Genomic DNA, 26843 nt, shown 5'->3' with positions numbered 1-26843 from the left:
TCCTCCTCAGTTGTCTTCATAGAGAGTCGGGATGGCAGCTTCACCGCGCTGCAGGCGGTTGACCACCGGGGGGAGTTCCGCCATGGAATCAGCATGGCGCTGGCGTGCGCGAAGCACCCCTTCATGGCCGGTCCAGCCCGGCATCACCTCGCCGTTCTTCATGAACTGCTGGAGCAGCGGGCGGTCATTGCCGTCATCCTCGGGCCGGTGCCCCACGCCCACCACTTCGGCAGTGGCGATGCCGCGTTCATCCAGCTTGCGCAGCGCGTATTTGCGGCCGCCCACACTGGCCTTGTTCTTGGCCGCCTTGGCGACGGAGACGAAGTTTCCGTCATCGTCCGTGCGGCTGACCAGTTTGTAGACCATGCTGGCGGTGGGTGCGCCCGAGCCGGTGACCAGCGAGGTGCCCACCCCGTAGGAATCGACCGGGGCGGACTGCAGGGCCGCAATGGCGTACTCGTCGAGGTCGGACGTGACCACGATCTTGGTGTTCTCGTTGCCGAGGTCGTCCAGCAGGCGGCGCACCCACTGGGCCTGCGCAACCAGGTCCCCGGAATCCAGGCGGACCGCTCCCAGCCGGGGACCGGCAAGGTCCACTGCCGTGCGGACGGCCGCCTCGACGTCGTACGTGTCCACCAGCAGGGACGTATGGTGCCCGAGGGACGCAATCTGCGCCTCGAACGCGTCGCGTTCGGTGTCGTGCAGGAGGGTGAAGGAGTGGGCGGCGGTGCCCACCGTCTTGATCCCGTAGCGGATGCCGGCCTCAAGGTTGGAGGTGCTGTCGAACCCGGCAATGATGGCCGCCCTGGCGGAGGCGGTGGCCGCTTCCTCGTGGGTGCGCCGGGAGCCCATCTCGATGCAGGGCCGGCCTCCGGCGGCACTGACCATGCGGGACGCGGCAGAGGCGATGGCGCTGTCGTGGTTCAGCACGGACAGCAGGTAGGTCTCCAGCATGCAGGCTTCGGCGAAGGTGGCTTCGACGATCAGGATGGGGGAATTGGGAAAGTACGCTTCACCCTCCGGGTAGCCCCAGATATCCCCGGAGAAACGGTAGGAGGCCAGGTATTCGAGGGTCTGGGCATTGACTACCTTGGTGCGCTCCAGGAACTCCAGCTCCGCTTCCCCGAAACGGAAGTTGGCGATGCCCTCAAGCAACCGTCCGGTGCCGGCCACGATCCCATAGCGCCGGCCGTCCGGCAGGCGGCGGGCGAACGCCTCGAACACCGATTTGCGGTGCGCGGCCCCCGAGTGGAGCGACGCCTGCAGCATGGTCAGCTCGTAGTGGTCGGTGTAGAAAGACGTGCGGGGATGGTCCCAGCCGGCGGAGGTACTCACGAAAGTTACTCTAGTCCCCACCGGCTCCCGCGTCTCGCTCCGCTTCGCCGCGGGGCCCTCGCCGGTGTGGGCCTATCATCCCCATAGAATGGACAGATGACCATAAGCGTTGCGCCCGGCCCCGATACACGGGAGGGCACCCGGACCGGAACAGCGGAATCCACCGATTCCCTGACGGCACCGGACATCCCCTGGAACCTGGTGATCTGGAACGATCCCGTCAACCTCATGAGTTATGTGAGCTACGTTTTCCAGAGCTACTTTGGCTACTCGGAGAGCAAGGCGAACAAGCTCATGATGGAGGTCCACAAGAAGGGCCGGTCCATTGTTGCCTCCGGCAGCAAGGAGCAGGTGGAGCGCCACGCGGTGGCGATGCACGGTTTTGGCCTGTGGGCGACGGTGGAGAAGGCCAGCGGCGGGAACGGCGGCAGCACCCGCAAATCCGGCGGACCGGGCCAGGGCAAGGGGAAACGTGGCTAAGGCATTCAAGTACGGACTCAAGGGCATTACCGGCTATCTTGAGCCTGCGGAGCGGGACCTGCTGCGCAGCCTGATCAGTGACGTCATTTCCATGCTGCAGCCGGAGGAACGGACGGGGCAGGATCCGCTGGCTGCCCTGATCGGCCTGGACATGGACGTCGCCGAGCCTTCGGACCGCGCCGTTAAGCGGCTCCTTCCCAACGTCATGAAGGACGACGCCGGCGCGTCCCTTGAGTTCCGCCAGCTCACCGAGCGGTCGCTGCGGGAGACAAAGATCGGCGCCCTGCAGGCGGCCGCCCTGGACCTGGACAAGGACGAGATTGTGCTGACGCCCGAGGGGGCGAAGCACTGGTCCATGGCGCTGAACGACGTCCGGCTTGTCCTGGCCGAGCGGCTGGACATCCAGGATGAGGAGGATGCCGAACATGTCCACCTCATGCAGGACTGGTCCCAGGCGGAGGACGTGGAAAGCTACCTGGCGCTGGTCTACAACTTCGCCACCTGGCTCCAGGAATCACTGGTCCAGGCCATGCTGCAGTCCCTGGACGCCCGCCGATGAGCGGCGCCGGCCGGTCTCCGTCCCCGTGCTGTGACACACCAGACATGAGCTGCTGGCCACAAGATCACCGCCGGGGCTGCAGGGAAGCCCTATCCTCGAATAATCATGAGTAGAGCCTCGAGCATTGATCCGCCGGCAGGCGCTGCAGCCGGGTCCGCCGCAAGCGACACCCCTGCCGCCGCCGTGGAGTCACGGCCCATCGGTGTCTTTGACTCCGGCGTGGGCGGCCTGACGGTGGCACGGTCCATCATCGACCAGCTGCCCAATGAGTCCATCCTCTACGTGGGGGACACGGCGCACGGGCCCTATGGCCCCCTGCCCATCGCGGAGGTGCGGGCAAACGCCCTCGGTGTGATGGACGAACTCGTGGACTCCGGCGTCAAGCTGCTCACCATCGCCTGCAACTCGGCGTCGGCCGCTGTCCTGCGGGACGCCCGGGAGCGCTACACGGCCAAGTACGGCATCCCGGTCATCGAGGTCATCCAGCCGGCGGTGCGGCGTGCCGTTGCCGCTACCCGCAGCGGACGGGTCGGCGTGATCGGCACCTCCGCCACGGTAGGGTCCCGGGCCTACGAGGACACGTTTGCCGCGGCTCCCGACCTGGCGATCACCTCCGTGGCGTGCCCTGAGTTCGTCAGCTATGTGGAGGCCGGCGTCACCACCGGACCGGCCCTTCTTGCTGTTGCCGAGGAGTACCTTGCACCCCTCAAGGCGGCCGGCGTGGACACGGTGGTCCTGGGCTGCACGCACTACCCGCTGCTCACGGGGGTCATCTCCTACGTCATGGGAGCGGACGTGACCCTCGTGTCCAGCGCCGAAGAGACCGCCAAGGACGTCTACCGCGCCCTGGCCACCCACGGTCTCCAGCGCACGGACGCCACGCCCCCGGAGCACCACTTTGTGGCCACCGGCGACGCCGGCCAGTTCGAGGCCCTGGCCAGGCGGTTCCTTGGCCCGGAAGTGCTCTCCGTCCGGCACGTGGACCATGTGTCCGCGCAGTACCCCACCGGCAGCCTTGCCCGGATCACCCCCGAGATGATCGCTGCCGCCCAGGGCGCCGCCGCCCGTCCGCGGATCTCCAACTTCGTTGGGACGTCAGTGACCGGGGGGCCGGGCCAGTGAAGCTCACCATCGTCGGCTGTACCGGTTCCTTCCCCGGCCCCGGATCGCCCGCATCCTGCTACCTCCTGACCGCGAACGACGGCGAGCGGACCTGGAAAGTGGTCATGGACCTGGGCAGCGGCGCACTGGGTGCCATCCAGCGGTACACGGACCTCGAGGACATCGACGCGATCTTCCTGACCCACCTGCACCCCGACCACTGCATGGACCTCTGCGGCCTGCACGTGGCCGTCCGCTGGAAGCCCGGCGGCTGGGGCCGGGGACGGATTCCGGTCTGGGGACCGGCCGCCACTGCAGACCGGATGGCCACCGCGTACGGGCTGCCGCTGGACCCTGGCATGCATGAGGAATTCGACTTCACCAACTGGGCCGAACGCCAGCCGGTCACCGTGGGTCCCTTCACCGTGACCCCCTTTGCCGTGAACCACCCCGTGGAGGAGGCCTACGCCCTGCGGGTGGAAGTGGTGGAACCGGACAAGGAGGGAAACACCGTCTCCCGGACCCTGACGTACTCCGGTGATACCGATTCCTGCGCCGGGCTTGAGGAAGCCGCGAAGGACGCAGACCTCTTCCTGTGCGAAGCTGCATTCGAGGAAGGCCGCGACGACGGAATCAAGGACGTCCACCTCACCGGCAAGCGTGCGGGGGAGGCCGCCGCGGCGGCGGGGGCACGCCGGCTCCTGCTGACGCACATTCCGGTATGGACGTCCCAGACCACCGTGATGGCCGAGGCCCGGCCGGTGTTCGGCGGCGATGTTGCGGTAGCGGTTGCCGGCGTCCACTACACCATCTAGGCCCCGAAACAGGGTCAGGCGTCGGCAGCACCTGCAGTGGATAAGCTAAAGGCATGACTTCTGAAGCAACTGCAGTGCCCATCGTGCGCGCCGACGGCCGCGCTCCCGACCAGCTCCGGCCCATCAGCATCACGCGCGGATGGTCTTCCCAGGCCGAAGGATCGGCCCTGATCGAGTTCGGCAACACCCGGGTCCTGTGCACCGCCTCCCTGACCGCGGGCGTCCCGCGCTGGCTCAAGGGTGAGGGCCGCGGCTGGGTCACCGCCGAGTACGCCATGCTGCCGAGGGCCACCAACACCCGCTCCGACCGCGAATCGGTCAAGGGCAAGATCGGCGGCCGCACCCACGAGATCTCACGGCTGATCGGCCGTTCGCTCCGCTCGATCATCGACACCAAGGCCCTCGGCGAGAACACCATCGTGCTGGACTGCGACGTCCTCCAGGCCGACGGCGGAACCCGCACGGCAGCCATCACCGGCGCCTACGTTGCGCTCGCTGATTCCATCCGCTTCGCCCGGGACAACAAGCTGATCGCAAAGAACGCCCAGCCCCTCATCGACACCATCGCCGCGGTGTCCGTGGGCATCATCGACGGCGTTCCCATGCTGGACCTGCCGTACGTGGAGGACGTCCGGGCCGAAACGGACATGAACGTGGTGGTCACCGGGTCCGGCAAGTTCGTGGAGGTGCAGGGCACGGCTGAGGGCGCACCCTTTGACAGGGCAGAACTGGACCAGCTCCTGGACCTTGCCCTGCTGGGCACCACGCAGCTCGCGGCCATCCAGCGCGAAACCCTGGCAGACACGCTGTGAGCGCGGCCGCCGCCGCCCCGTGGCAAGGTGCTGCCCCCCGCCTGGTCCTTGCCACGCACAACAAGGGCAAACTCCGGGAACTGCGTGAGCTGCTGCGGGGACAGGTGCCCGGGCTCGACGTCGACACGCAGGTGGTGGACGCGGCGGCTGCAGGCGCCCCGGACGTCGTCGAAACAGGCGTGACGTTCGCCGAGAATTCGCTGCTCAAGGCGCGCGCTGTCGCCGAGGCCACCGGCCTGGTGGCCATCGCCGACGACTCCGGCCTCGCCGTGGACGTCATGGGCGGAGCACCCGGGATTTTCTCAGCCCGGTGGGCCGGCAGCCATGGCGACGACGCCGCCAATCTCCGGCTCCTGCTCAGCCAGCTCTCGGACGTTCCGGACCACCATCGGGGCGCCGCCTTCGTCTGCGCGGCGGCCCTCGCGGTCCCGGACGCGGACGGCACCCCCGGACGCGAGGTAGTGGAATACGGGCAACTCGAAGGGATCCTGCTGCGCGAGCCGCGGGGGAACGGCGGCTTCGGCTACGATCCGGTACTCCAGCCCGCGGGGGAGGACCGCAGCTGTGCCGAGCTGTCCGCCGAGGAAAAGAACGCCATCAGCCACCGGGGCAAGGCGTTCCGCGCGCTGCTGCCCGCCATCGTCGAGGCCCTGCAGGCGCCAAAGTCCTGACGCCCGCCGGTGGACGGCTCGCTGGGCAAACAAAAAAGGTGTGCACCCCGCCGGAGCGGGGGCACACCTTTTGCGTAGGATCTCTGGTCGGCTTCCTAGGGCAGGCGCGGCGTCTTCTGCTCGTCCTCGGGGGCGTGCTCTTCGATGAACTCGTCCACCGGATCGGTGCCGTAGGCCTTGGCCTGCCGCTTGGCGGAGAGGCCGCGGAGGACCTCCACGCCGATGGGGAGGACCGAAACCAGGACGATCGCGATGAAGATGATGTCCAGGTTCTCGCGGACCCACGGCACGCGGTCACCCAGCAGGTAGCCCAGGAGCGTCACGCCGCCGCCCCACAGCACTGCACCGATGACGTTGAAGAGGAAGAACTTCTTTTTGCTCATCTGGGCCACGCCCACGATGACGGGAACGAAAGTCCTGATGATGGGGACGAAACGGGCCAGGATCAGTGCCTTGCCGCCGTGCCTTTCGAAGAAGGCGTGCGCGTTTTCCACGTTCTCGCGCTTGAAGAGGCGTGAGTTTGGCTTGTTGAAGATGGCGGGGCCGGCCTTTGAACCGATGAGGTAGCCGGTCTGGTTACCCACGATGGCCGAGATGATGATCAGCAGCGCGAACAGCAGCACGTTGAACTTGATGGTGTCCGTGGCCACCAGCAGTCCGGCGGTGAACAGCATGGAATCACCCGGCAGGAAGAAGCCAACCAGCAGGCCGGTTTCCGCGAAGACAATCCCGCAGACAAGCAGGACCACCCAAGGTGCCAGGGCGGGATCGGCCAGGAAGACCTGGGGGTTCAGCCAGTCGGGCAGGAAGGAGGCCAGCTGGGGCTGGACCGGTCCTGCCCCGCCCAGCATGGACACGGCGAGGTCATTCATCACAGGAAAGTTCACCCCTCAAGGGTACTTGACAGAGCTGTGCCTGCACGGAGGGGCGGCATTCCGGCGGTAAGGTGGGGGCCGTGGGTTTGGACTTTACGGCGATCGACTTCGAGACTGCGAACGGCTTTCGGGGCTCGCCCTGTGCAGTCGGCCTGACCAAGGTCAGGGGCGGCCGGATCGTCGAGGAAGCTTCGTGGCTCATGCGGCCGCCGCAGGACCACGACCACTTTGACTACCACAACGTCCGGATCCACGGCATCCGGGCCGAGGACGTGGCCGGCAAGCCCCGCTTCGGGGACCTCTTCCCCGAGATCGGGGCCTTCATCGGCGACGACATCCTCGCGGCGCACAATGCTGCCTTCGACCTGGGCGTGATCCGTTCCGGCCTGGAGGTCTCGGGCCTGCCGGGGCCCGCTTACGACTATGTCTGCACCGTGATGCTCTCCCGGCGGTGCTATTCCCTGGTGTCCAACTCCCTGCCGTTCGCCGCGGAGGAAGCCGGCGTTCCCCTGGTGAACCATCACGACGCCGCCGAGGACGCGCGGGCGTGCGCGGGGATCCTGATCGACATAGCCCGCAGGAACCAGGCCAACAGCATCCCCGAACTCTACCTCTCCCTGGGACTGGTGATGCCCCGGCAACAGGCTTTCCACCCCGCGACGGATGCGCTCTCCAAGCCGAGCCTGGCCGCCCTCTCGGCTGCGTCCGGCAGCACTGCTGCGCCGCTCCGGTCCTTCCAGGCGGGCTGGCCGGAGGAGGGCGCCAACCCGCTGCCCAACCCCGACGCCGAGCCCGGCCATCCCCTGTACGGGCAGACCGTCGTCTTCACCGGGCAGCTGTCCATGGGGCGCCCGGAGGCGAAAAGGCGCTCTGCGGACGTCGGCGCCCGGCCCGAAAGCCGGGTAACCGGACGCACCACGGTCCTGGTGGTGGGCGACGGCTTTGTCGCCGCAGACCTTCGGTCCGGCAGGCTGACGGGCAAGGCCCGCCGGGTCCTGGAACTCCATGAGCGGGGGCAGGCCATCGAGGTGCTCTCCGAAGGGGAGTTCCTGCAGATGGTGGGCGGTTTCGCGGCCGCGGGCATAGCCTGAGGTGCCCGCCGGTTCATCCGGCGCAACAAACCTTGGTTGCGGGACAGACCGCTCCTAGCCTTGGCTCATGAGTTCCGTGTTCGCCTTCCCGAATCCCGTCAATGAGTACGCCGCACGCGTGACCGCGGGCCTGGTTGTGCTGCTCGCGGTTGTGACGGCAGCGAGCGGCTCAGTGTGGGGCCTGCTGGCCATCGCCGTCGGGTTCTGGCTGCGCGTGCTGTTCGGGCCGAGGGTTTCGCCGCTGGCACTCTTGTCCGTGAAGGTCATCACGCCGCGGCTGGGACGGGTGAAGCTGGTCCCCGGACCGCCCAAGCGCTTCGCGCAGGGGATTGGGGCCGCAGTGTCCACCACCGCCCTGGTCCTGTTCGTGGCCGGGGCAGCGCCCGCAGCATGGGCAACACTGGGCATCCTGGTCGTCGCGGCGTCACTTGAGGCTTTTGCAGGCTTTTGCCTGGGGTGCGTGATCTTCGGGTTCCTGCAGCGGAACGGACTGATTCCAGAGGACGTCTGCGAGGCGTGCAACAACATCAGCCTTCGGCGGTCGTAACCCCCACCAGCAGATCGGCCATGCCGCGGACCGCCTCGGGCGCTTCCAGCGATCCGAGCCAGTCTGCGGGCAGGCACTCCTCGCCGTAGAAGGCCCCCAGGATATTCCCGGCCAGCGAACCGGTGGAATCGCTGTTCCCGCCGTGGTTCACCGCCAATGCCAGCGCCGCCCGGAAGTGCCGGACGGGCAGCGTGCCTGCGCCGGCGTCGTCCGTGCCCTGGTTGTCCCCGCCCGTACCGCCTGTGCCTGGCGCAGTGGCAAGCACCGCGTAAAGCGCGACGGCGAGTGCTTCCGCCGCGGTCCGGCCTTCCCCCAGTGCCTCCGTGAGTTCCTCCGGGCTGACTACGCCCTTGCCCGCGAGCCGGAGGGCGTAGTCCAGGCGGTCGGGCAGTTCCGGTGCCACCTCGTTGAGCGAACGGGAGCGGGCGGCCACTGCGGCAGCCGCCTCGTGGAGCCCTTCGCCCGTGACGAGCCGGTGGATCAGCAGGCTGAAGATTCCGGCACTCTGGCGCGCCGCCGGGTGCCCGTGCGTCAGGGAGGCGGCGTCTGCACTCAGCTTATAGACGGCGTCGGGCGTGATGTGCGGGACCAGCCCGAACGGCGCCGACCGCACCACCGTTCCGCAGCCCTTCGACACCGGATTTACCGGGCGGAAGACAGTCCCCATCTCACCTGTGGCCAGCCCGGAGATGGACGCCTTGTCCGGACGCCGGCGCTCGTGGAGCACTGCCTGGCGGTCGATCCACCGCGGCTGGGGTGCGGGGGCCGCCGCAGGGGCAGACTCTCCCTGCGTGGCCAGCCACCGGAGGTACGCGAGCCACAGGCAGGCGTTGACGTCCGCGCCCACCCCGGAATTCGCCCACTCAAGTGCCTCCACCAGTCCGTCAACCGTGTAAAGGGTCAGCTGGGTCTCGTCCGAAAAGGGGCTCCCGGACAGCTCATGGAAACCGGTAAGGCCGTGCCCGCCGAACCGGCGCCGGATCTCCTCCATCGAGTCCGTGCCGACGGCATAGCCCAGGGCATCGCCCAACGCGCCGCCCAGCAGGCAGCCGTGGATGCGTGATCTCAGTGCGGGCGCGGACGGGCCGGGTTCAATGCTCATGCTGCAAATTTACCGCGGCAGCGGCCGGCTTCCTGACGGGTGCCGGCCATCGCCGTCCGGGTCAACGCGCGGGCGCGGCAAACGCCCGGAAGCAGCTGGAATAATGGAGGGGTTGCCCGGCGGCCGCACCGCCATCTCCTGCCTACCAAAGGGTCCACCATGAGCACCCCCGCCCTTGACCATCACGACGCCTTGCTGCCCCGCGGTCCGGAGGCCTCACGCCCCGGACTGCTGCCCAGGCTGGGGGCCGAGGCCTTCGGCACGCTGTTCATCGTGGTGGCCGGCCTCGGTGTTCCGCTGTTCACCATCCCGGACTCCAGCCCCCTCCCTGCGGCGCTTGCAGCCGGCCTGGCCGTGACCGCCGCGATGCTCGCCTTCTCGCACGTTTCGGGCGGCCACTTCAACCCGGCCATCACCGTGGGGCACCTCCTGGCCGGACGGATCCGGGCCGGCGCCGCTGCCGCCTATGCCGGTGCCCAGCTGGCCGGTGGACTGGCCGGTGCCCTCGCCCTCTTCGGTATCCTGCGCACCCTCCCGGGGATTGCGGACAGCCGCACCGCTTTCGACACCGTCACGGCCGGCTTTGGCGAACACTCCATCATCCAGGCGCCGCTCGCTGCGGTGCTGCTCCTTGAAATGCTCGGCGCCGCAATCGTTGTTGCGGTCTTCCTGGGGACGTCCGGCAGGGACAACTCGCAGGACGGCGGCGGCCGGTCCGCCGCTGCCGTGGCGGTCGGCCTGTCCTTTGCGGTCCTCCTGCAGCTGGGCCAGTCGGTGGGCAACCTGCCGTTTAATCCTGCCCGCGCAGTCTCGTCCGCCCTTTTCAGCTCGGGCTGGGCTGCCGGGCAGCTGTGGGTTTTCCTGGCTGCCCCGGTGGTGGGCGCTGCCCTTGCGGGACTGGTGTTCCGGAGCTTCGGAGCGGCCGCTGGCGGACGCCGGCCGGCTGTCAGCGCGGTCCCCGGGACGCAGGGCGCAGACGTGTCCCCGCCCGCAGTGCCCGCCGTTTCCGGTGCGGACGGACGCCCCGATCCACGCACGGACAAGCCCGGGCCGGGGACCAGCGAAGCCCAGGACTTCTTTGAAGGAACGCGGGGCTGATCCCGGTGCCCGCGGCGGTTGCCTTCGCTGTCAGTGGCAGCCGATAGCTTAGGAACATGCGGTTACTACACACTTCGGACTGGCATTTGGGCCGGTCTTTCCACGGCGTCGGGATGCTGGACGCCCAGCGCGCCTTCGTTGACCAGCTGGTCGGTGCCGTCAAGCAGCACGGCGTGGACGTTGTCCTGGTGGCGGGGGACGTCTATGACCGCGCCCTTCCCGGCGTGGACGTGGTACGCCTGCTTGACGAGGCCCTGGTGCGCCTGACCGCTGCCGGCGCCAAGGTGGTGCTGACCAGCGGCAACCATGATTCCGCCATCCGCCTGGGCTTTGCGTCCCGGCTCCTGGAACGCGGGGGAGTGCACCTCCGCACCAGGATCGAGGACCTGGACGAACCGCTGCTGCTGCCGCTGGGGGACGCGGCTGCCGGGGAAGGTGGCAAGGCCGTGCTGGCCATCTACGGCATTCCGTGGCTCGAACCCCGGCTCGTCGCCGAACAACTCGGTGCGGACACCCCCAGCCACTTTGAAGTTACCCGGGCCGCAACAGGGATGATCCGCGAGGACATCAAGCGGCGTTCAGCATCGGCCACCGTTCATTCCGTGGTCCTGGCCCACACCTTCGCCAGCGGGGGGATCAGCTCGGACAGTGAGCGGGACCTCAGCATCGGCGGCGTCGGGGCCGTACCGCTGGACCTCTTCGAGGGCTTCAGCTACGCCGCACTGGGGCACCTGCACGGACGCCAAACCCTGTCGCCCCAGGTGAGGTATTCGGGCTCGCCGCTCGCTTACTCCTTTTCGGAAGCCACCCACCAGAAAGGCGGCTGGCTCGTGGACCTCGGCGCGGACGGAGTCACCTCAGTGCGGGAAGTCCTGTGGCCGGCGCCGCGCGCACTGGCCGTGCTGCGCGGGCCCCTGGCTGAGCTGCTGGAATCGCCCGCGCACCAGTGGGCCGAAACCGCCTACTGCCAGGTCACCCTGACCGACGCCCAGCGGCCCGCCCGAGCCATGGAGCGGCTCCGTTCCCGGTTCCCGGACACCCTGGTCCTTGGTTTCGATCCGGAGGGCGGAGCCCAGGCCGCCGCCTCAAGCTACAGCAGCAGGCTGGCCGAGGCGCCGGACGACCTCGCGGTGTGCTGCGGCTTCCTGGAACATGTGCGCGGCAGGGAACCCGATGCGGCCGAAAAAGCCGCGGTGGCTGCTGCCCTGGAGAACGTCCGGCTCCTGGAGGCTTCACGATGAGGATCCACCGCCTCCTGATCTCCGCGTTCGGGCCCTTTGCCGGTACCGAGGAGATTGACTTCGACAGGCTCAGCGCCCATGGCCTTTTCCTGCTCAACGGCCCAACAGGCGCAGGAAAGACCAGCGTCCTGGATGCCATCTGCTTTGCCCTGTACGGCTCCGTTCCCGGGGCCCGCCAGGACGGGAAAAGGCTCCGCAGCGACCATGCGGAACCGGCGCAGGAGCCTGCCGTCGCCTGTGAGTTCTCGGCCCAGGGCCGCCGCTTCGAAGTGACGCGGTCCCCGGCCTGGGACAAGCCGAGCGCCCGGGGGAAGAACGGCTTCACCACGCAGCAGGCCAAGACGCTGCTGCGTGAACGCGTCAGCGGAACCTGGACGGAAAAGTCCGCCCGCAATGATGAGGCAGGCGCAGAGATTCTGGCCCTGCTTGGCATGGACCGGGAGCAGTTCACCCGGGTGGTGATGCTGCCCCAGGGCGACTTCGCCGCTTTCCTCCGTTCCAAGGCCGCCGACCGGCTGGAACTTCTGCAGAAGCTTTTTGGTACCGAGCGGTTCGAATCGGTGGAGCAGGAACTGGGCCGCCAGGCGCAGGCAGCCAAGGAGGAAGTCTCCCTCCTCGCCGGCCAGCTCGAAATCCTGGCGGCGCGGGCGGAGTCGGAGACGGCCCCCCTGGGGCTGGACGGGGCCGGCGCTCCATCCCCGGATGATGCGGTGGCCCGGCTTGAATGGCTTGAAAGCGCGGTAAACCGGCGGCTGGCGGAACTCACGGGCCAAGCGGAACGGGCGGAAGCCGCAAGCACCGAATGCAGGGACGCCGTGGAAGCGGAAGCAGCGCGCGGGGAGCGGCGCCGCAAACTCGATTCCGCCGCGGCCCGGAAAGCGGCCGTGGACCAGGGGGCGCAGTTGCTGGAGGAACAGCTCCTCCGGCTGGCCCGGCACCGGAAAGCCGAGGTCCTGCACGGGCAGCTGCTGAACGTTGATGCCGGTGCCGCGAAGGTCCGGCGGGCCGCTACTGCCGTGGAGTCCGCCTTTACGTTGCTCAGCATGGCCGCAGGGGAAGACCCCGAGTTGGCCCAACTGGAGTTGGGAATTGGCGCGGTCCCGCCTGCGGACGGGGCAGGAGCCGCTGCCGGCTGCGCCGCCGAACTGGGGCGCCTGCGTTCGCTCCTTGCCGTCGTGGAGGCCCGGGTGCCGGACGAGGACAGGCTGCTGGGCCTCCGGAAGCGCCACAGCGGGCTGGTGAAAAAGCAGGAAGAACTCGCCGCCGTCCTCGTGCAGGCGGGGAGCCGCTCCGAAGAACTCCAGGCCGAGCGGCGCCGCCTCCAGGACGGGCTGCAGGATCTCGAGCAGCGAGCGGGTGCCGAGGCCCTGCGGCGGAAGGAAGCCGCGGCCGCGGAGGAGCTGCTCGACGTCGTCAGGCGCTATGGCGGGGCCGTTGCTGTCCGGGACCAGGTCAAAGTCCGGTACGACGGGTTCCGGGACAGCCAGCTGGAAGCAAAACGCCACTGGCTGGACCTCAGGGAAGAGCGGCTCGCAAACGCGGCTGCTGAGCTGGCCGCCAAGCTGGTACCGGGCGAACACTGTGCCGTCTGTGGCAGCACCGATCATCCCGCCCCCGCCGCAGGCGGTCCGGGTGGTCCAGGGCTCGCGCAGGAGGAGGAGGAAGCGCGGCGTGTCCACGAGGCGGCGGAGGCCGCCTGTGCCGTGGTTGCCCATGAACTGGCAGAAGCCAGCCAATTGGTGGCCGTCCTGGCGGGCCAGGGCGGGGAAACAGCCGCGGAAGAGGCCGAAAACGGCGCGGTCCGCGCGCGCCTGGCAGCTGCCGAGGCAGAGGCCGCGGTCAAGGAACTCAGCGCTGTCCGGTTGCGGCTCGAGAAGCTTGAGGACGCTGTCGAAGCAGCACAAAAATCGAGGACGGACGCAGAAGCCGAGCTTGCCCGGACTGTGGCCTCGCTGGCCGATGTGACCGAACAGTCCGCCGCCCTTGACCAGGCACTGGCCGGGCTCAGGGGAAGCCACCGGAGCCTGGCCCAGCGGCTGCGCGCGCTGGAAAACGCAGTGGCAGTCCTCAATAAGGCGGTTGAAGCACAGGCCCAGCTGGAACAGGCGGAGGCCCAGGTCACCGAGGCGCGGGAGCAGCTGGAACAGGCTCTTCCTGCCGCCGGCTTCGCAACCGCCGGCGAGGCCCGGGAACAGCTGCTTGAGGCCGCCGAGGCAACTGCCCTCCAGGCCAGCGTGCGGGCCGCCCAGGACGAGCAGGCAAAGGTAGCGGAACTGTTCGTTTCCGCGGATGTTGTGCTGGCACTGGAAGAAAAGTCGGCCGGTTACGAAGTGGACCCGGCGCGGCTTGCGGCGCTCCGGGAAGCTGCGGCCACCGCCGTGCAGGAAGCCCGGGACGCGGACCTTGCTGCCGGCATGGCGTCCAGGTGCCTGGCCTCGCTCCGGGGTATCCGGGCCGAGTACAGCGATCTGGCAGGATCGGCGCGGCAACCTGCCGAGCGGGCACAGATGCTCGCGGGCCTGGCGGATGCCGCAGCAGGCCGGGGCGAGAACACCTACCGGATGAGCCTGAACAGCTATGTCCTGGCCGCCCGCCTGGAGCAGGTGGCCCTGGCGGCCTCGGAGCGGCTGGTGGCCATGAGCGATGGCCGGTACCTGCTCCAGCACACTGATGCCAAGGCCGCGCGCGGCGCAAAGTCGGGGCTTGGCCTGGAGGTAGTGGACCAGTGGACCGGGTTCCGCCGGGACACCTCCACGCTGTCCGGAGGCGAGTCGTTCATGGCCTCCCTGTCCCTGGCGCTCGGGTTGGCGGACGTGGTCCAGCAGGAGGCCGGCGGAGTGGAGATCGAAACCCTGTTCGTGGACGAAGGGTTCGGCAGCCTGGATGAGCAGTCCCTCGAACAGGTGATGGACGCCCTTGAAGGCCTCCGGGACGGCGGCCGCGTGGTGGGGCTTGTCAGCCACGTGGCAGAGATGAAGCAGCGGATCGGCGCCCAGCTCCAGGTACTGAAAGGCCGGAACGGATCGACGCTGCGGATCTCCGACGCGGTGGATGCTCCTTTGTGACCGCGCCGGCCGTCTCGGCAGCCGGATATAATTGGACAGTTACCGGGTTGCGCGCATCGGGAGGAGGGACGGTGTGCACAACATGAACGAGCCCGGAATTGACTTCATCCACCTCACCTGACAGCCCGCAAGTAACTGTCCCTGCCGGCCAGCCGTCGCCTTTCCCTGCACCCGTCCACGTCCCTGAGCCGCCTGGCGCCGCCAACCAGCCAGCTGCCAACCCGACGTCCGCCAACCCGGCTCTCGGCGGCAGCCGCTTCGCCCGGCTGCCCCATCTTGCCGGCCGCAGCTTTATTCCGCTGGGGCTGTTTGCGCGGCTTCCGCTGGCCATGCTGACAGTCGGGACACTCACGCTGGTTACGTCAGCCAGCGGTTCCTACGCACTGGGCGGGACGGCTGCCGGTGCGGTCGGGATCGGTTCGGCATTGGGCGCTCCGGCCTTGGGAGCCTTGGCCGACCGGCGCGGACAACGTCCCGTGCTGTTGATCGCGTCCCTCCTTAATACCGCGGCAGTGGTGGCCCTGATGCTTGCGGTGTGGGCCATGGGGGAGTTCGGCGGTGTCACTGCGGCGGTGCTGGCGTCCGCCTTCGTGTCCGGTGCAAGCTGTCCGCAGGTCGGACCGCTGGCCAGGGTGCGGTGGATGGCCCTGGCCTCACGGGGGCCGGCCGCGGACAGGGCGAAGGACCTGCACACTGCCCTTTCCTACGAAAGCACCGCGGACGAAGTGACTTTTGTCCTTGGGCCGGCCCTGGTGGGAATCCTGGCCAGCCTGCTGGCGCCCTGGCTGCCCCTTGCCCTTGCGGCCGCCATGACCATCACCTTCGTTCCGGCCTTCGCCGTGCACCGCACCCATCGTGCCGTTCCGGTCATCAGGGCTGCTCCGGCGGGCAGCGCGGCCCGGACCGCCGCGGACCGGCGTTCGCAGGGTGCAGGAACCGCTGCCGGGCGCCTCCCGGCAGCGGTGGCCCTGCCGGTGCTTGCCATGGTGTGCATGGGAACGTTCTTTGGCTCGACGCAGGCGGCCCTGAGCTCGTTTTCGGGATTGTTTGGAGGCTCGGAGGTTGCCGGCCTGCTGTACGCCTCGATGGGCCTGAGCTCGGCCGCGGCGGCATTGTCGGTTGCCTACTGGCCGCAGGCCTTCAGCCTGTCCGGGCGGTGGGCGCTTTGCGCCGGGCTGATGGCCGCGCTGGCCCTGCTCCTGCTGCTGCCGTCCTCGATGCCCGGGATGGTGGCGGCGCTGCTGGTCCTGGGCCTCCCGGTGGGGCCGGTCATGGTCACGGTCTTTGGCGTCGGCGGTGCCGTCGCTCCGGCGGGCCGGCTCGGCACCGTAATGACGGCGCTGGCCAGCGGCATCGTGGCCGGCACTGCCCTTGGCTCGTCCTTGGGCGGCCAGCTGGCCGAACTGCACGGCTACGCAGCGGCGTTTGTTGTCCCGGTCTGTGCCGCAGCGGTCCTGGCACTCCTGGGTGCCGCGTCCGGCGTTGTTCTTCGCCGCAGGCCCTAAGCCAGTTGCCGCTCGATCCTGGCGGCGCTCTCCACCAGAGCCGCGCCCACCGTCGCGGGGTCATGGGATGAGCGGATATAGACGACGGCGAGGGCGGCCGGGCGGCTGCCGGGTACCCGGACGGGCGCAGCCAGGGACGATACGCCGGCGATGACCTCGTCGTGGCTGGCCGAGTATCCGGCGCGGCGGGCCTCGGCGGCCTCGGGGCGGTAGGGGATTCCCGTGGCCAGCCGGTCCCATTCGGCCTCGGTGAGCGCCGACTGGATGGCGATGCCCGGGGCGCCGGCGTTGACGGGATGGCGGGTGCCGGGGTGCTGGGCCACAGTGGCGCCCGAGTGCCTGGGTTCCACCGTGAGCAGGGTGATGCAGTCGTGGTGGTCCCACACGGCCACGAACGCCGTCATATCCAGGGTATTGGCGAGTTGCGTCAGCTCCGGAAGGGCTGCCGCCTGCAGGTTGCGCGAAACCCCGCGTGCCAAGACAGCCAGCCCCGGCCCCGGCTGGACCCGCCCGGCGTCGTCCCGCACCAGCAGCGAGTGGTCCTCCAGGGTCCGGAGGATGCGGTATGCCACCGACCGGTGCACGCCCATCGCGTCCGCCAGTTCCGCAATGGTCAGCGGGCCGGGCGCTGCCGCGAGGATCTCCAGGGCGCGGATTCCCCGGGACAGGGTTTGCGACGCGGACGCCTGGGCCGGCGCTGCTCCGGCCGGCGCTGCAGCGGTGGGATTCATGGTGACCATCCTAGGTGGCAGGTTCCGGCAGGGGGTGCCGGGGATCCGGCCAGGCGCGCGGTGTCCTCAATTCGAAAGGGCAATTCAAATATAGAACTGGGTGATCGCGGAGCCCAAACGTCAGGTCGGCTTTCCTGCAGGTTCCCGCAGTTCAACCGGCTGCGCATAAAAGTTTGCGCGGGCCGTGTTGTGCCTCACATTTTCGTAGTACCCTACTAACTAACTGACCGTTCTGTCGGTAATCCTGATGGCGTCCCGGCAGCGCTGCTGCCTTGAACAATGGAGTTTCAATGACCACACCTTCCAAGGTGGACACACTCGCCGGTCCCAGCACCCGGCGGGAGGAACGCAAGGTCCTCGCCGGCACCCTCGTCGGAACCACCATCGAGTGGTACGACTTCTTCATTTTTGCCCAGTTGACCGCAACGCTGCTGTCGCCGCTGTTCCTGGCACCGCTGAACCAGTCCAACCCCGGGCTGGCACAGATCCTCTCATTCGCCCTGATCGGCATCAGCTTCCTCTTCCGGCCCCTCGGCGCCGTGGTGGCCGGCCACCTGGGCGACCGCTTGGGCCGCAAGGCGATGCTGGTCTTCACCCTGGTGATGATGGGTGCAGCCACCGCCCTGATCGGCATCAGCTTCCTCTTCCGGCCCCTCGGCGCCGTGGTGGCCGGCCACCTGGGCGACCGCTTGGGCCGCAAGGCGATGCTGGTCTTCACCCTGGTGATGATGGGTGCAGCCACCGCCCTGATCGGCATGCTGCCCACCTACGCCCAGATCGGCGCCTGGGCACCTGTGCTGCTGATCACGCTCCGCATCATCCAGGGCTTCTCAGCCGGCGGCGAGTGGGGCGGCGCGGCGTTGATGGCCGTTGAACACGCGCCCCTGAACAAGCGCGGCCTCTTCGGTGCCTACCCGCAGATCGGCGTGCCCATCGGCATGATCCTGGCCACCGGCCTGCTCTTCTTCCTCAACACCAGCATGTCCAAGGAGGACTTCGCGGCCTGGGGCTGGCGCGTGCCGTTCCTGCTCTCCATCGTCCTTATCGTGGTGGGCTACCTGATCCGGCGTGCGGTGGCCGAAAGCCCCGTCTTCCGGGAGATGGCTGCCCGGAAGCAGGAAAGCAAGGCCCCGCTGGGCGAGCTGGTCCGCAGCCACAAGAAGCCGGTCCTGTACTCCACCATGATCTTCATCGGGAACAATGCGGCCGGCTACCTGCTGATTGCCTTCTTCATCGCCTACGCCACCAGGACCTTGAAGATGCCTACCGCGGAGGTGCTGCTGGCCACCACCCTGGCCTCCTTCGGCTGGCTGATCTTCACCCTTGCAGGCGGCTGGCTCTCGGACCGCATCGGCCGGGTCAAGACCTTCCTGACGGGCTACGCCATCATCTTTGCCTGGATGATCCCGATGTTCGCCCTCATCGACACGAAGAACATCTGGTTCTACGGCCTGGCGCTGTTTGTCCTCACCATCGGGCTTGGGCTGTCCTACGGGCCCATGTCAGCCATGTACGCCGAGATGTTCCCCGCGAATGTGCGGTACTCCGGGATTTCCATCGGCTACGCTTTCGGCGCCATCCTGGGCGGGGCATTCGCGGCGACCATCGCTGAAACGCTGCTGCAGTCCACCAAGTGGACCGGGTCCATTGGCATCTACATCATGGTCCTGTGCGTCATCTCCGCCATTGGTGTGGTTCTGGCCAAGGAAACCAAGGGGCGGCCACTCGGCGTCAGCCACCACTAATCCCACCACCGCCCAGTGCAGGACGACGGCGGGCCGGACCATGGCGGTCCGGCCCGCTTCGCCGTCTGGGCCGCCTGTGCCGTGCCGGTTCGTCTCCTTTGCCATACTGCGAAAGGACATGGCCTGCGGTGTTACTGCTCCAGGATGCTGATCGCATCGTCGTCGGACAACTGCTCAAAGTGCCGGTAGAAACTGCCGACCGCGCGGAACTTTCCGGGCAGGTGCAGGCACAGGACGGCGTCGCATGCGCGCTCCACGGAGGCCTCTGCCTCAATGGAGCCGACCGGGGCAGCCGCCACGACGGTTGCCGCACCGCCGTCGCGCACTGCTTCCACTGCTGCGCGCATGGTGGCTCCCGTCGCCAGGCCGTCATCGACCAGGAGGACGGTCTTTCCGGCGAGGTCGAGGTCCACGCCCGGATAGAGCTCCGCGCGGCGGAGCAGCTCGGCGCGTTCCCGCTGCTCCACGGCGTCGAGCCATTCCTGGCGGACGCCGTGTTCAAGGACGCGGTCCAGCAGGGGCTTGTTGACCAGCCGGACGGTTCGGCCGTGGACCCAGGCCAAGGCGCCGTAGGCTGTTTCTTCATGGCCGGGAATTCCGAGCTTCCGGACCAGGACGGTTCCGAGTGGAAGATGGAGGGCCTTTGCCACCGCGGCTGCCACGGGGATTCCCCCGCGGGCCAAGCCAAGCACAAGGGTGTCGGGCCGCTCCCGGAACTGCGGAAGGATGGCCGCAAGGCGTTCGCCGGCGTCCGTACGGTCTTCGAAGAACGTGCGCATCAGTCCCTCCGCGAAAAGGCTAGACGGCCAGGAAGGAAATGGCAGCCTGCTTGAAGGCCCTGCTCGTCACAGCGTTCGTATGGTTCCTGCCGGGCAGGATAAGCTGCTCGGCCATGGAACCGGCCTTCCGCGCCAGTTCTTCAAGCTGCGGCAGGCTGGCGGCCCGTTCGTCCATTTCCCCCGCCACCAGGAGCATCGGCACGTGGGGAACTGCCTCTGCGGGGTCGTACGGCTCGGCCTTGATGGCCTCCACCAGGGAGAGCAGCGCGAAGATGTTGTTGCTGGGCAGCAGGAGTGCCATCTTGAGCAGCCGGGCCGTGGACTCGTCGGCGATGGGTGTGCCGTCGGCAAGGTAATCCTGCGCGGCGCGAAGGTCGAACTCGGCCAGCGGATCAGAAATGTTGGGGCCGCCAAGGACAAGCCGGTGGGTGATTTCCGGCTGGGTGGCGCCGAATTCCCAGGCGAGCCTGGAGCCCAGCGAGTAGCCCACAATGTCGAGGCCGCTGGAAGGGTCACCCTCCTGCAAAGGCCGCACGCCGGCGTCGAACGCTGTTTGAAGCAGGTCTGCGCGGATCCTGCTGGGGGAGTAGGAGTCCCGGTCCTCCGGGGCGCCGCTGCGGCCGTGGCCGGGCAGGTCCACCGTGATGACCCGCCGGCCGGCGTCCAGCAGCGCGGCCACCCACCCGGTGTCCTCCCAGTTGAGCTTGCTGGAGGAGGAGAATCCGTGCACCAGCAGGACCGGGCGGAACCCGGCATCAACCGCAGGATCATGCACCGCCACGTAGAGTTGCGGGTCCGTGCCTTCCACGGTGTGCGTGTGCTGTTGGCCGGTGTGCCTGCCGCTCATGGTGTCAGTCCTCATCAAGTACGGCGCCCAGGCGGACCCGGCGCTTCGGAACCTCGTGCTACTGGTTTTACTCTACCTGCCGGCCGCCCGGCTGTTTCCCCTCACCGGCGGCAGCCCCCGGGCGGCGGGTCCGGGCGGTGAGCCGGGCGCCCGCCGCGCAGGCCAGGGCAATCGCGGCGATAAGGGCAAAGGTGCTGAAGAGCTGGAGGCGGCTCTCTTCCGCGCTGAACCCCACAGCGAAAATGACGGCCAGCAGGACAAGTCCCAGGATGGTCAGCCCGGGGAAACCCTTCATCCGGAGGGGCAGCGGAATTCCTGCCCGGTCCGCCCGCCGCCGCAGGATCAGCTGCGAGACGAGGGCGCTTCCCCAGACCACCAGGCAGGTGGAGCCCACCAGCTGGAACAGGGCCGGAAGGATCCGTTCGGGGAACAGCAGCTCCAGGACGGTGGCGATGAAACCGAAGGCGACCGATACCCCCACCGCGAGCATGGGGACGTTGGCGCCGCCCAGGCGGGTGAGGATGCGGGGCGCTGCGGAGCGCTGTGCGAGGGAGCAGGCCATCCGGGACGCCCCGTAGAGATTGGCGTTCAGTGCGGAGAGGAGTGCGACGACGGCCACCAGGGTGATCGCCGTTCCGGCGCCGGGGATTCGCGCCGCGTCCAGCACGCCGGCGAAGGGTGAGGCGAGGCTTTCCGAGGTGGCCGGAAGGACGGCGGCGATGACGAACACGGAGCCGATGTAGAACACCAGGATGCGCCAGACAACAGTGCGGATGGCCTTGGCCACGCTCCGCTCCGGATCCTGTGTTTCGGCCGCGGCAACGGACACAATCTCCGTCCCGCCGAACGCGAAGATGACCACGAAGAGTGCGGACGCAATGCCGCCCAGCCCCTGCGGCGCAAAGTCGCCGGTGATATTGGACAGTCCGGGTGATGTGACGGGCAGCAGGCCCAGGAGGAGGGCGGCACCCACGGCCAGGAACAGCACGATCGCGGCAACTTTGAGGATGGTGAACCAGAACTCGAACTCGCCGAAGTTCCGGACCCCCGCGAGGTTGATGCCGGTAAAAACCACCATGAACACCAGTGCCAGCGCCCACACTGGAATGACCGGCCAGACGGAGAAGAGGAGTGCGGCTGCCCCGAGCCCTTCGGCGGCGATCACCACTACGAGCTGGAGCCACCAGAGCCAGCCGATCGTGGCGCCGGCCGTCTTCCCCAAAGCGCGTTCCGCGTAAACGGAGAAGGCGCCGCTGTTGGGGTTCGCGGCAGCCATTTCGCCCAGGGCCCACATGACCAGGATGATCAGGGTGCCGGCCACCAGGTAGGAAATGAGGACGGCGGGGCCGGCGGCCTGCACTCCCGCGCCCGAGCCCAGGAACAGGCCGGCGCCGATGGCGCTGCCGAGCCCCATCATGGTCAGCTGCCGGGGCTTCATGCTGTGGGGAGGATGCGCGGGCTTTCCGGTGGGCCGGGCTGTGGTGGACTTCATCGTCATGTGCCGTGAACCTTCTTGGGGTTTGGATGGTGCCGCCTTGTGGGACCTCTTGAATTTACCGTTTACGGTCCCGTAGCGGAATTTGATGCCCCCGGGCGGCGGGAACCCCGGGACGGCAAACTTCCGAAATAGTTGGCGTTTATGGAGCGGCAGGCCGTAGAATTAGTTTTGGTCAAAATGACCATAACTCAGTCGGGCGCCTTTGCGGAGGGCGAGCCCCTGGTCCCCGGAAAGGCGGTGGGACATGTACTCCAGTTCTGCCAACGTCTCCGAGCGCCAGGCCGCGCCGCCGTCGCTGGCCATCTCCACGGTCATCTTCGCGCTCCGCCCCAGTGAAAAATCCGGGCGCCCTACGCTCTGGCTGCCGCTGGTGCGAAGGATCCGGGAACCCTTCAAAGGACTATGGGCGCTGCCGGGCGGCCCGCTGAGCCACGCGGAGTCGCTCCAGGACGCGGCCTCACGGAACCTGAGGGAGACAACAGGACTTGCCCCCAGCTACCTGGAGCAGTTGTACGCGTTCGGCGGGCTTCACCGCTCACCCACCCAGCGCGTGGTTTCGATCGTCTACTGGGCCCTGGTCCAGCCGACCGAAGCCGCGCTCGCGGATGAGTCCGAGAACGTCCGGTGGTTCCGTGCGGACCGCCTTGGCGAACTCGCCTTTGACCACAACGCGATCGTGGACTACGCGTTGTGGCGGCTGCGCAACAAGTTGGCCTACGGCTCCGTGGCCTACCACCTGCTGGGGGAATACTTCACCCTGGCCCAGGTGCGGGAGGTTTACGAAGCCGTCCTGGACCGCGAGTTGGATCCGGCGAACTTCCGCAGGCAGCTCAAGTCCACCCCCGAAATAGAGGAAACGGGCGAGTACCTCCAGGGCGGCAAGCACCGTCCACCGCGCCTCTACCGCTTTACCGGCCGGCCCGGCCTTGACCCAGACAACAGGAGCACACCATGAGCAGCGTCAACACGGCAATCCAGCTGATCACGCGCGAGCAGGCCGAAAACGGCGCCACCGCAAAGGGCAGCACCTGCAGCCCGGCCCTGGCCAAGGGCCCCTGGGACTACGACCTTGCCGAGGCGCTCGCCGGCGTTCCCGCCTACGGCCCGGGTGCCTCCAGTGCGGACGTGGCTCCCGCCGCCACCCCCCGCCAGGGCCAGCTGCCCGAGGAATACAAACTGGCCAGCGACGCCGAGCTGGGCGAAAGGATCCTGGCCGCGAAGGCTGCGCTGGGGGACCGGGCCGTCATCCTGGGGCACTTCTACCAGCGCGATGAAGTGATCCAGTACGCCGACTTCGTGGGCGACTCCTTCCAGCTGGCCAACGCCGCACTCACCCGTCCGGACGCAGAGGCGATCGTTTTCTGCGGCGTCCACTTCATGGCCGAAACCGCTGACATCCTCTCCGCCCCCGGGCAGGCCGTCATCCTGCCCAACCTGGCGGCCGGCTGCTCCATGGCGGACATGGCCGACGCCGACTCCGTGGCTGAGTGCTGGGAGCAGCTTGAGGAGATTTACGGCACGGAGCCCGACGCCGAGGGCCGGGTTCCGGTCATCCCCGTCACCTACATGAACTCCTCCGCCGCCCTGAAGGCCTTCTGCGGCGAGCGCGGCGGCATCGTCTGCACCTCCTCCAACGCCAGGACGGTCCTTGAGTGGGCGTTCCAGCGCGCCCGGCGGGTGCTGTTCTTCCCGGACCAGCACCTGGGCCGCAACACTGCCAAGGCCCTGGGTGTGCCGCTGGAGCAGATGCCCATGTGGAATCCGCGCAAGGACCTGGGCGGCAACGACGAACAGGCGCTGCTCGATTCCCGCGTCATCCTGTGGCACGGGTTCTGCTCGGTGCACAAGCGCTTCACCGTGGCCCAGATCGAGAAAGCCCGCGCCGACTTCCCCGGCGTCCAGGTGATCGTGCACCCGGAGTGCCCCATGGAGGTGGTGGACGCTGCCGATTCGGCCGGCTCCACCGACTTCATCAGGAAGGCCATCGCCGCGGCCACGGAACCCACCACTTTTGCCATCGGCACCGAGATCAACATGGTGAACCGGCTCGCCGCCGAATACCCGCAGCACACCATCTTCTGCCTGGATCCTGTGATCTGCCCCTGCTCCACCATGTACCGCATCCACCCGGGCTACCTTGCCTGGGTGCTGGAGGAACTGGTGGCCGGGCGGATCGTCAACCGGATCACGGTGGCGGACTCCGTCCAGGACCATGCACGGACCGCGCTCGAGCGCATGCTCGCCGCCAGGCCATAATGTCCGCCGCGCCCATTGTGCCCGGCACGCGCCGGCGGCTGGTCGTCGTCGGCAGCGGTATTGCCGGACTTTACGCCGCACTGCTGGCGGCCGACGCCGGGGCAGACGTGGTGCTGCTGAGCAAGGGCCAGCTTTGCGAGAGCAACACCTGGTACGCCCAGGGCGGCATCTCAGCCGTGCTGGACGAGCCCACCCCCGGGGACACCGTTGCGGCCCACATTGCCGACACCCTCCAGGCAGGTGCGGGACACTGCAACGAAGAGGCAGTCCGGCTCATGTGCACGGAGGCCCGCAGGGACATTGCCGGGCTGGAACGGTTCGGCGTGGTCTTTGATCCCGGTACAGACGGCGGCCCGGCATTGGGGCTGGAAGCCGCCCATTCCGCCCCGCGGATCCTGCACGCGGGCGGCGACGCCACAGGCGCGAAGGTGGCCGCGGCCCTGATCCGTGCAGTGCTGGCCCGGCAGGCAGGCGGCTCCCTGGCACTTCATACCGGCGCCCACGCCACAGCCCTCCGGCAAACGGACGGCCACGTCAACGGCGTCCAGTTCCTGCAGGACGGCCGGACACTCACACTGCGCGGGGACGCCGTGCTGCTCGCCACCGGCGGAGCAGGCCAGCTGTTTGCCCAGACCACCAACCCCGTGGTGGCCACCGCCGACGGCCTTGCGCTCGCCGTCCGCAGCGGGGCAGCAGTGTCCGACCTGGAATTCTTCCAGTTCCACCCCACATGCCTGGTGCCCGGCGCCGGCACCCCGGGCCCGGGCACCGCACGCGGGCTGGACCAGGATCCGCTCCTCATCTCCGAAGCCGTCCGCGGCGAAGGAGCCGTCCTTGTCGATGGCAACGGGAAGCGATTCATGCGGGCTTACCACCCCGGCGCCGAACTCGCCCCCCGCGACGTGGTCTCCCGCAGCATTGCCCTGCACCTTGCCAAGCTCGGCGATCCCAACGGCCACGTCTACCTCGACGCGCGCGTCATTGAGCAAGCAAAGGGTCCCGGATTCCTGGCAATGCGGTTCCCCACCCTCACGCAGAGGACCCTCGACGCCGGCATCGACTGGACCCGCGAACTGGTTCCGGTGGCACCCGCGGCCCACTACTGGATGGGCGGAGTCCTTACCGACCTCCACGGGCGCACCACGGTTCCCGGACTGTATGCGGCCGGGGAAGTTGCGTGCACCGGGGTCCAAGGGGCAAACCGGCTGGCCAGCAACTCCCTCCTGGAAGGACTCGTCTTCGGCCGCCGCGCTGTTGAACACTTCCTATCTCCTGACGTTCCCGGCTGGGGTGCGCCTGCCGGCGCTCCTCCGCTCGCTGGCTCGGCCGCGGGCGGCCTCCCCTTGACGCTCGCTTCCGGAGCCCCGGAAGGCGCCGAAGACGGGTCCGCCTTGGGTGCGACTTCAGCAGGCGCCGGGGCCGGGTTCGATGCACTGGGTGGGAGCCGGCCGTCCAACTTCGGTGGGGGGAGTGAGCCGTTCTCCCGTGAGGCCCTGCGCCGGCTGATGACTGCCAAGGCCGGGGTGCTTCGTTCCGGGGAGCTGCTCCGGGAAGCGGGGGACACCCTGGGGCGGTGGGCCGCCGTCGTTCGTCCCGGCACTGTTGCCCCTGCTGCGGACGCCCGACTGCATGAGGACCGGAACCTGCTGCTGGCAGCGCAGCTCCTGGTGGCTGCGGCCCAGGAACGCCAGGAGTCCTTGGGCGCCCATTACCGCAGCGATTGCCCGGAGGATGCTTCCGGCATCAGGGAAGAATTCGACACCACGTACCCGAACCGCCCGAAAGTGAGCGTCCTCCATGACTGAAACAACCCTGCTTGACCTGGCGCTGCCGTCGGCGCCGGTGCGGGAGATCCTGGAGCGCGCCTTCGCCGAAGACGCTCCGGCGGGGGACATCACCTCCCAGCTGCTCATCCCCGCCGAAGCCCGCGCCACCGCCGTGCTGAACGCCCGCGTGCCCGGCGTCTTCAGCGGCGCCACCGTGTTCCGAGACGCCATGCTGCTGGCGGACCCGGACACGGACGTGGAACTGCTGCGGGGGGACGGCGACAGGTTCGACGCCGGCACGCACCTCGCGAGGGTCAGCGGACGGGCCCGCTCGGTACTGCTTGCCGAACGCGTGGCCCTCAACCTGGTCCAGCGGATGTCCGCGATCGCCACCAGGACCGCGGAATTCGTTGAGCTCACCGAAGGGACGCCCGCCCGCATTACCGACACCCGCAAGACCACCCCAGGACTGCGGATCCTGGAGCGCTTCGCGGTGCGCTGCGGGGGAGGCGCCAACCACCGGTACAGCCTGTCGGACGCGGTTCTCGCCAAGGACAACCACCTGGCCGTCATGACCGGAGGGGACCCCGCCAGGCTCACGGGACTGCTCCTGGCCGCCAAGGCGCAGCTGGGGCACACCACGCACTTCGAGGTCGAGGTGGACCGGATGGACCAGATCGAACCTGTCCTGGCGGCGGGCGTGGACACCATCATGCTGGACAACTTCACCGTGCAGGAGCTGCGCGCCGGCGTTGCCCTGGTCGCAGGCCGGGCACGGGTGGAGGCCAGCGGCAACGTCAACCTCACCACCGTCGCGGGAATTGCCGCCACGGGGGTGGACGTCATCTCCGTTGGCGCGCTCACCCACACGGTGGCCGCGCTGGACCTCGGCCTGGACGTGGAACTGACGGCCGGGTGAATACA

24 protein-coding genes are annotated in these 26843 nt (G+C 68.3%); 17 read left to right on the top strand and 7 right to left on the bottom strand.

What is annotated here, in order from left to right; translation table 11 throughout:
* Nucleotides 1-6: 6 nt before the first annotated feature.
* Nucleotides 7-1335 (bottom strand): nicotinate phosphoribosyltransferase, encoded by a 1329-nt coding sequence (locus U7114_RS03240; RefSeq protein ID WP_321213842.1) that lies wholly within the window; start codon nt 1333-1335, stop codon nt 7-9.
* Between the two features lie 96 nt (nt 1336-1431).
* On the opposite strand from U7114_RS03240, the gene clpS reads away from it, so the two are divergent.
* From clpS to rdgB, 6 genes are all read left to right on the top strand, one after another.
* Entirely contained in the window at nt 1432-1815 is a 384-nt protein-coding gene (gene clpS / locus U7114_RS03235) for an ATP-dependent Clp protease adapter ClpS (RefSeq protein ID WP_157241848.1), read from the top strand.
* Nucleotides 1808-2374 (top strand): DUF2017 domain-containing protein, encoded by a 567-nt coding sequence (locus U7114_RS03230; protein ID WP_321213841.1) that lies wholly within the window; start codon nt 1808-1810, stop codon nt 2372-2374. The genes clpS and U7114_RS03230 overlap by 8 nt, the downstream gene beginning before the upstream one ends.
* Nucleotides 2375-2479: 105 nt before the next feature.
* Nucleotides 2480-3496, top strand: coding sequence for a glutamate racemase (murI, locus tag U7114_RS03225; RefSeq protein ID WP_157241849.1), 1017 nt, complete (start codon nt 2480-2482; stop codon nt 3494-3496).
* Complete coding sequence (locus tag U7114_RS03220) at nt 3493-4290, top strand: MBL fold metallo-hydrolase (RefSeq protein ID WP_321213839.1); 798 nt, start codon at nt 3493-3495, stop codon at nt 4288-4290. Before murI ends, U7114_RS03220 begins: the two co-directional genes overlap by 4 nt.
* Nucleotides 4291-4343: 53 nt before the next feature.
* Nucleotides 4344-5102 carry a ribonuclease PH gene (gene rph, locus U7114_RS03215; RefSeq protein WP_157241850.1) on the top strand — a complete coding sequence of 253 codons (759 nt, stop codon included), beginning with the start codon at nt 4344-4346 and terminating at the stop codon, nt 5100-5102.
* Nucleotides 5099-5773, top strand: a complete 675-nt coding sequence (gene rdgB, locus U7114_RS03210; protein ID WP_321213838.1) for an RdgB/HAM1 family non-canonical purine NTP pyrophosphatase — start codon at nt 5099-5101, stop codon at nt 5771-5773. The genes rph and rdgB overlap by 4 nt, the downstream gene beginning before the upstream one ends.
* A gap of 95 nt (nt 5774-5868) precedes the next feature.
* Here the strand turns inward: rdgB and U7114_RS03205 are convergent, their stop codons facing one another.
* Nucleotides 5869-6645, bottom strand: a complete 777-nt coding sequence (locus U7114_RS03205; protein ID WP_323056686.1) for a VTT domain-containing protein — start codon at nt 6643-6645, stop codon at nt 5869-5871.
* Nucleotides 6646-6728: 83 nt separating this feature from the next.
* On the opposite strand from U7114_RS03205, the gene U7114_RS03200 reads away from it, so the two are divergent.
* Entirely contained in the window at nt 6729-7739 is a 1011-nt protein-coding gene (locus tag U7114_RS03200) for an exonuclease domain-containing protein (protein WP_323056542.1), read from the top strand.
* Between the two features lie 67 nt (nt 7740-7806).
* Nucleotides 7807-8286 (top strand): DUF4395 domain-containing protein, encoded by a 480-nt coding sequence (locus U7114_RS03195; protein WP_323056541.1) that lies wholly within the window; start codon nt 7807-7809, stop codon nt 8284-8286.
* Here U7114_RS03195 and U7114_RS03190 read toward each other — a convergent pair.
* Entirely contained in the window at nt 8267-9388 is a 1122-nt protein-coding gene (locus tag U7114_RS03190) for an ADP-ribosylglycohydrolase family protein (RefSeq protein WP_321213836.1), read from the bottom strand. The genes U7114_RS03195 and U7114_RS03190 overlap by 20 nt on opposite strands.
* 159 nt (nt 9389-9547) lie before the next feature.
* On the opposite strand from U7114_RS03190, the gene U7114_RS03185 reads away from it, so the two are divergent.
* The 4 genes from U7114_RS03185 to U7114_RS03170 all read left to right on the top strand — a co-directional run bounded on the left by U7114_RS03185 (nt 9548) and on the right by U7114_RS03170 (nt 16297).
* Nucleotides 9548-10486 carry an aquaporin gene (locus U7114_RS03185; RefSeq protein WP_157241853.1) on the top strand — a complete coding sequence of 313 codons (939 nt, stop codon included), beginning with the start codon at nt 9548-9550 and terminating at the stop codon, nt 10484-10486.
* A 56-nt stretch (nt 10487-10542) separates the two neighbouring features.
* Nucleotides 10543-11727 (top strand): exonuclease SbcCD subunit D, encoded by a 1185-nt coding sequence (locus U7114_RS03180; protein ID WP_157241854.1) that lies wholly within the window; start codon nt 10543-10545, stop codon nt 11725-11727.
* Complete coding sequence (locus tag U7114_RS03175; protein WP_323056540.1) at nt 11724-14792, top strand: SMC family ATPase; 3069 nt, start codon at nt 11724-11726, stop codon at nt 14790-14792. The genes U7114_RS03180 and U7114_RS03175 overlap by 4 nt, the downstream gene beginning before the upstream one ends.
* 98 nt (nt 14793-14890) lie before the next feature.
* Nucleotides 14891-16297, top strand: coding sequence for an MFS transporter (locus tag U7114_RS03170; RefSeq protein WP_416235541.1), 1407 nt, complete (start codon nt 14891-14893; stop codon nt 16295-16297).
* On the opposite strand, the gene U7114_RS03165 is transcribed toward U7114_RS03170, so the two are convergent.
* On the bottom strand, nt 16294-17028 hold the full coding sequence (locus U7114_RS03165; protein WP_197432489.1) for an IclR family transcriptional regulator: 735 nt from the start codon (nt 17026-17028) through the stop codon (nt 16294-16296). The two genes, U7114_RS03170 and U7114_RS03165, sit on opposite strands and share 4 nt — an antisense overlap.
* 290 nt (nt 17029-17318) lie before the next feature.
* On the opposite strand from U7114_RS03165, the gene U7114_RS03160 reads away from it, so the two are divergent.
* Complete coding sequence (locus U7114_RS03160; RefSeq protein ID WP_323056539.1) at nt 17319-18773, top strand: MFS transporter; 1455 nt, start codon at nt 17319-17321, stop codon at nt 18771-18773.
* Between the two features lie 131 nt (nt 18774-18904).
* On the opposite strand, the gene U7114_RS03155 is transcribed toward U7114_RS03160, so the two are convergent.
* The 3 genes from U7114_RS03155 to U7114_RS03145 all read right to left on the bottom strand — a co-directional run bounded on the left by U7114_RS03155 (nt 18905) and on the right by U7114_RS03145 (nt 21897).
* Nucleotides 18905-19552, bottom strand: a complete 648-nt coding sequence (locus U7114_RS03155) for a phosphoribosyltransferase (RefSeq protein WP_157241859.1) — start codon at nt 19550-19552, stop codon at nt 18905-18907.
* Between the two features lie 19 nt (nt 19553-19571).
* Nucleotides 19572-20399, bottom strand: coding sequence for an alpha/beta fold hydrolase (locus U7114_RS03150; protein ID WP_323056538.1), 828 nt, complete (start codon nt 20397-20399; stop codon nt 19572-19574).
* Nucleotides 20400-20466: 67 nt separating this feature from the next.
* Nucleotides 20467-21897 (bottom strand): amino acid permease, encoded by a 1431-nt coding sequence (locus U7114_RS03145; RefSeq protein WP_323056537.1) that lies wholly within the window; start codon nt 21895-21897, stop codon nt 20467-20469.
* A gap of 244 nt (nt 21898-22141) precedes the next feature.
* On the opposite strand from U7114_RS03145, the gene U7114_RS03140 reads away from it, so the two are divergent.
* From U7114_RS03140 to nadC, 4 genes are read left to right on the top strand one after another with little or no spacing between them, the layout of a single operon-like run.
* Nucleotides 22142-22852, top strand: a complete 711-nt coding sequence (locus tag U7114_RS03140; protein WP_104998334.1) for an NUDIX hydrolase — start codon at nt 22142-22144, stop codon at nt 22850-22852.
* Nucleotides 22849-24153, top strand: a complete 1305-nt coding sequence (gene nadA / locus U7114_RS03135; RefSeq protein ID WP_323056536.1) for a quinolinate synthase NadA — start codon at nt 22849-22851, stop codon at nt 24151-24153. Before U7114_RS03140 ends, nadA begins: the two co-directional genes overlap by 4 nt.
* On the top strand, nt 24153-25958 hold the full coding sequence (nadB, locus tag U7114_RS03130) for an L-aspartate oxidase (protein ID WP_323056535.1): 1806 nt from the start codon (nt 24153-24155) through the stop codon (nt 25956-25958). Before nadA ends, nadB begins: the two co-directional genes overlap by 1 nt.
* Nucleotides 25951-26838, top strand: a complete 888-nt coding sequence (nadC, locus tag U7114_RS03125; RefSeq protein WP_323056534.1) for a carboxylating nicotinate-nucleotide diphosphorylase — start codon at nt 25951-25953, stop codon at nt 26836-26838. Before nadB ends, nadC begins: the two co-directional genes overlap by 8 nt.
* Nucleotides 26839-26843: the final 5 nt, after the last annotated feature.

The sequence above is a fragment of the Pseudarthrobacter sp. C1 genome (assembly GCF_034720455.1).
GTDB lineage: Bacteria > Actinomycetota > Actinomycetes > Actinomycetales > Micrococcaceae > Arthrobacter.
The sequence above is the reverse complement of the archived record's forward strand: the minus strand, read 5'-3'. Positions and strand labels throughout refer to the sequence as shown.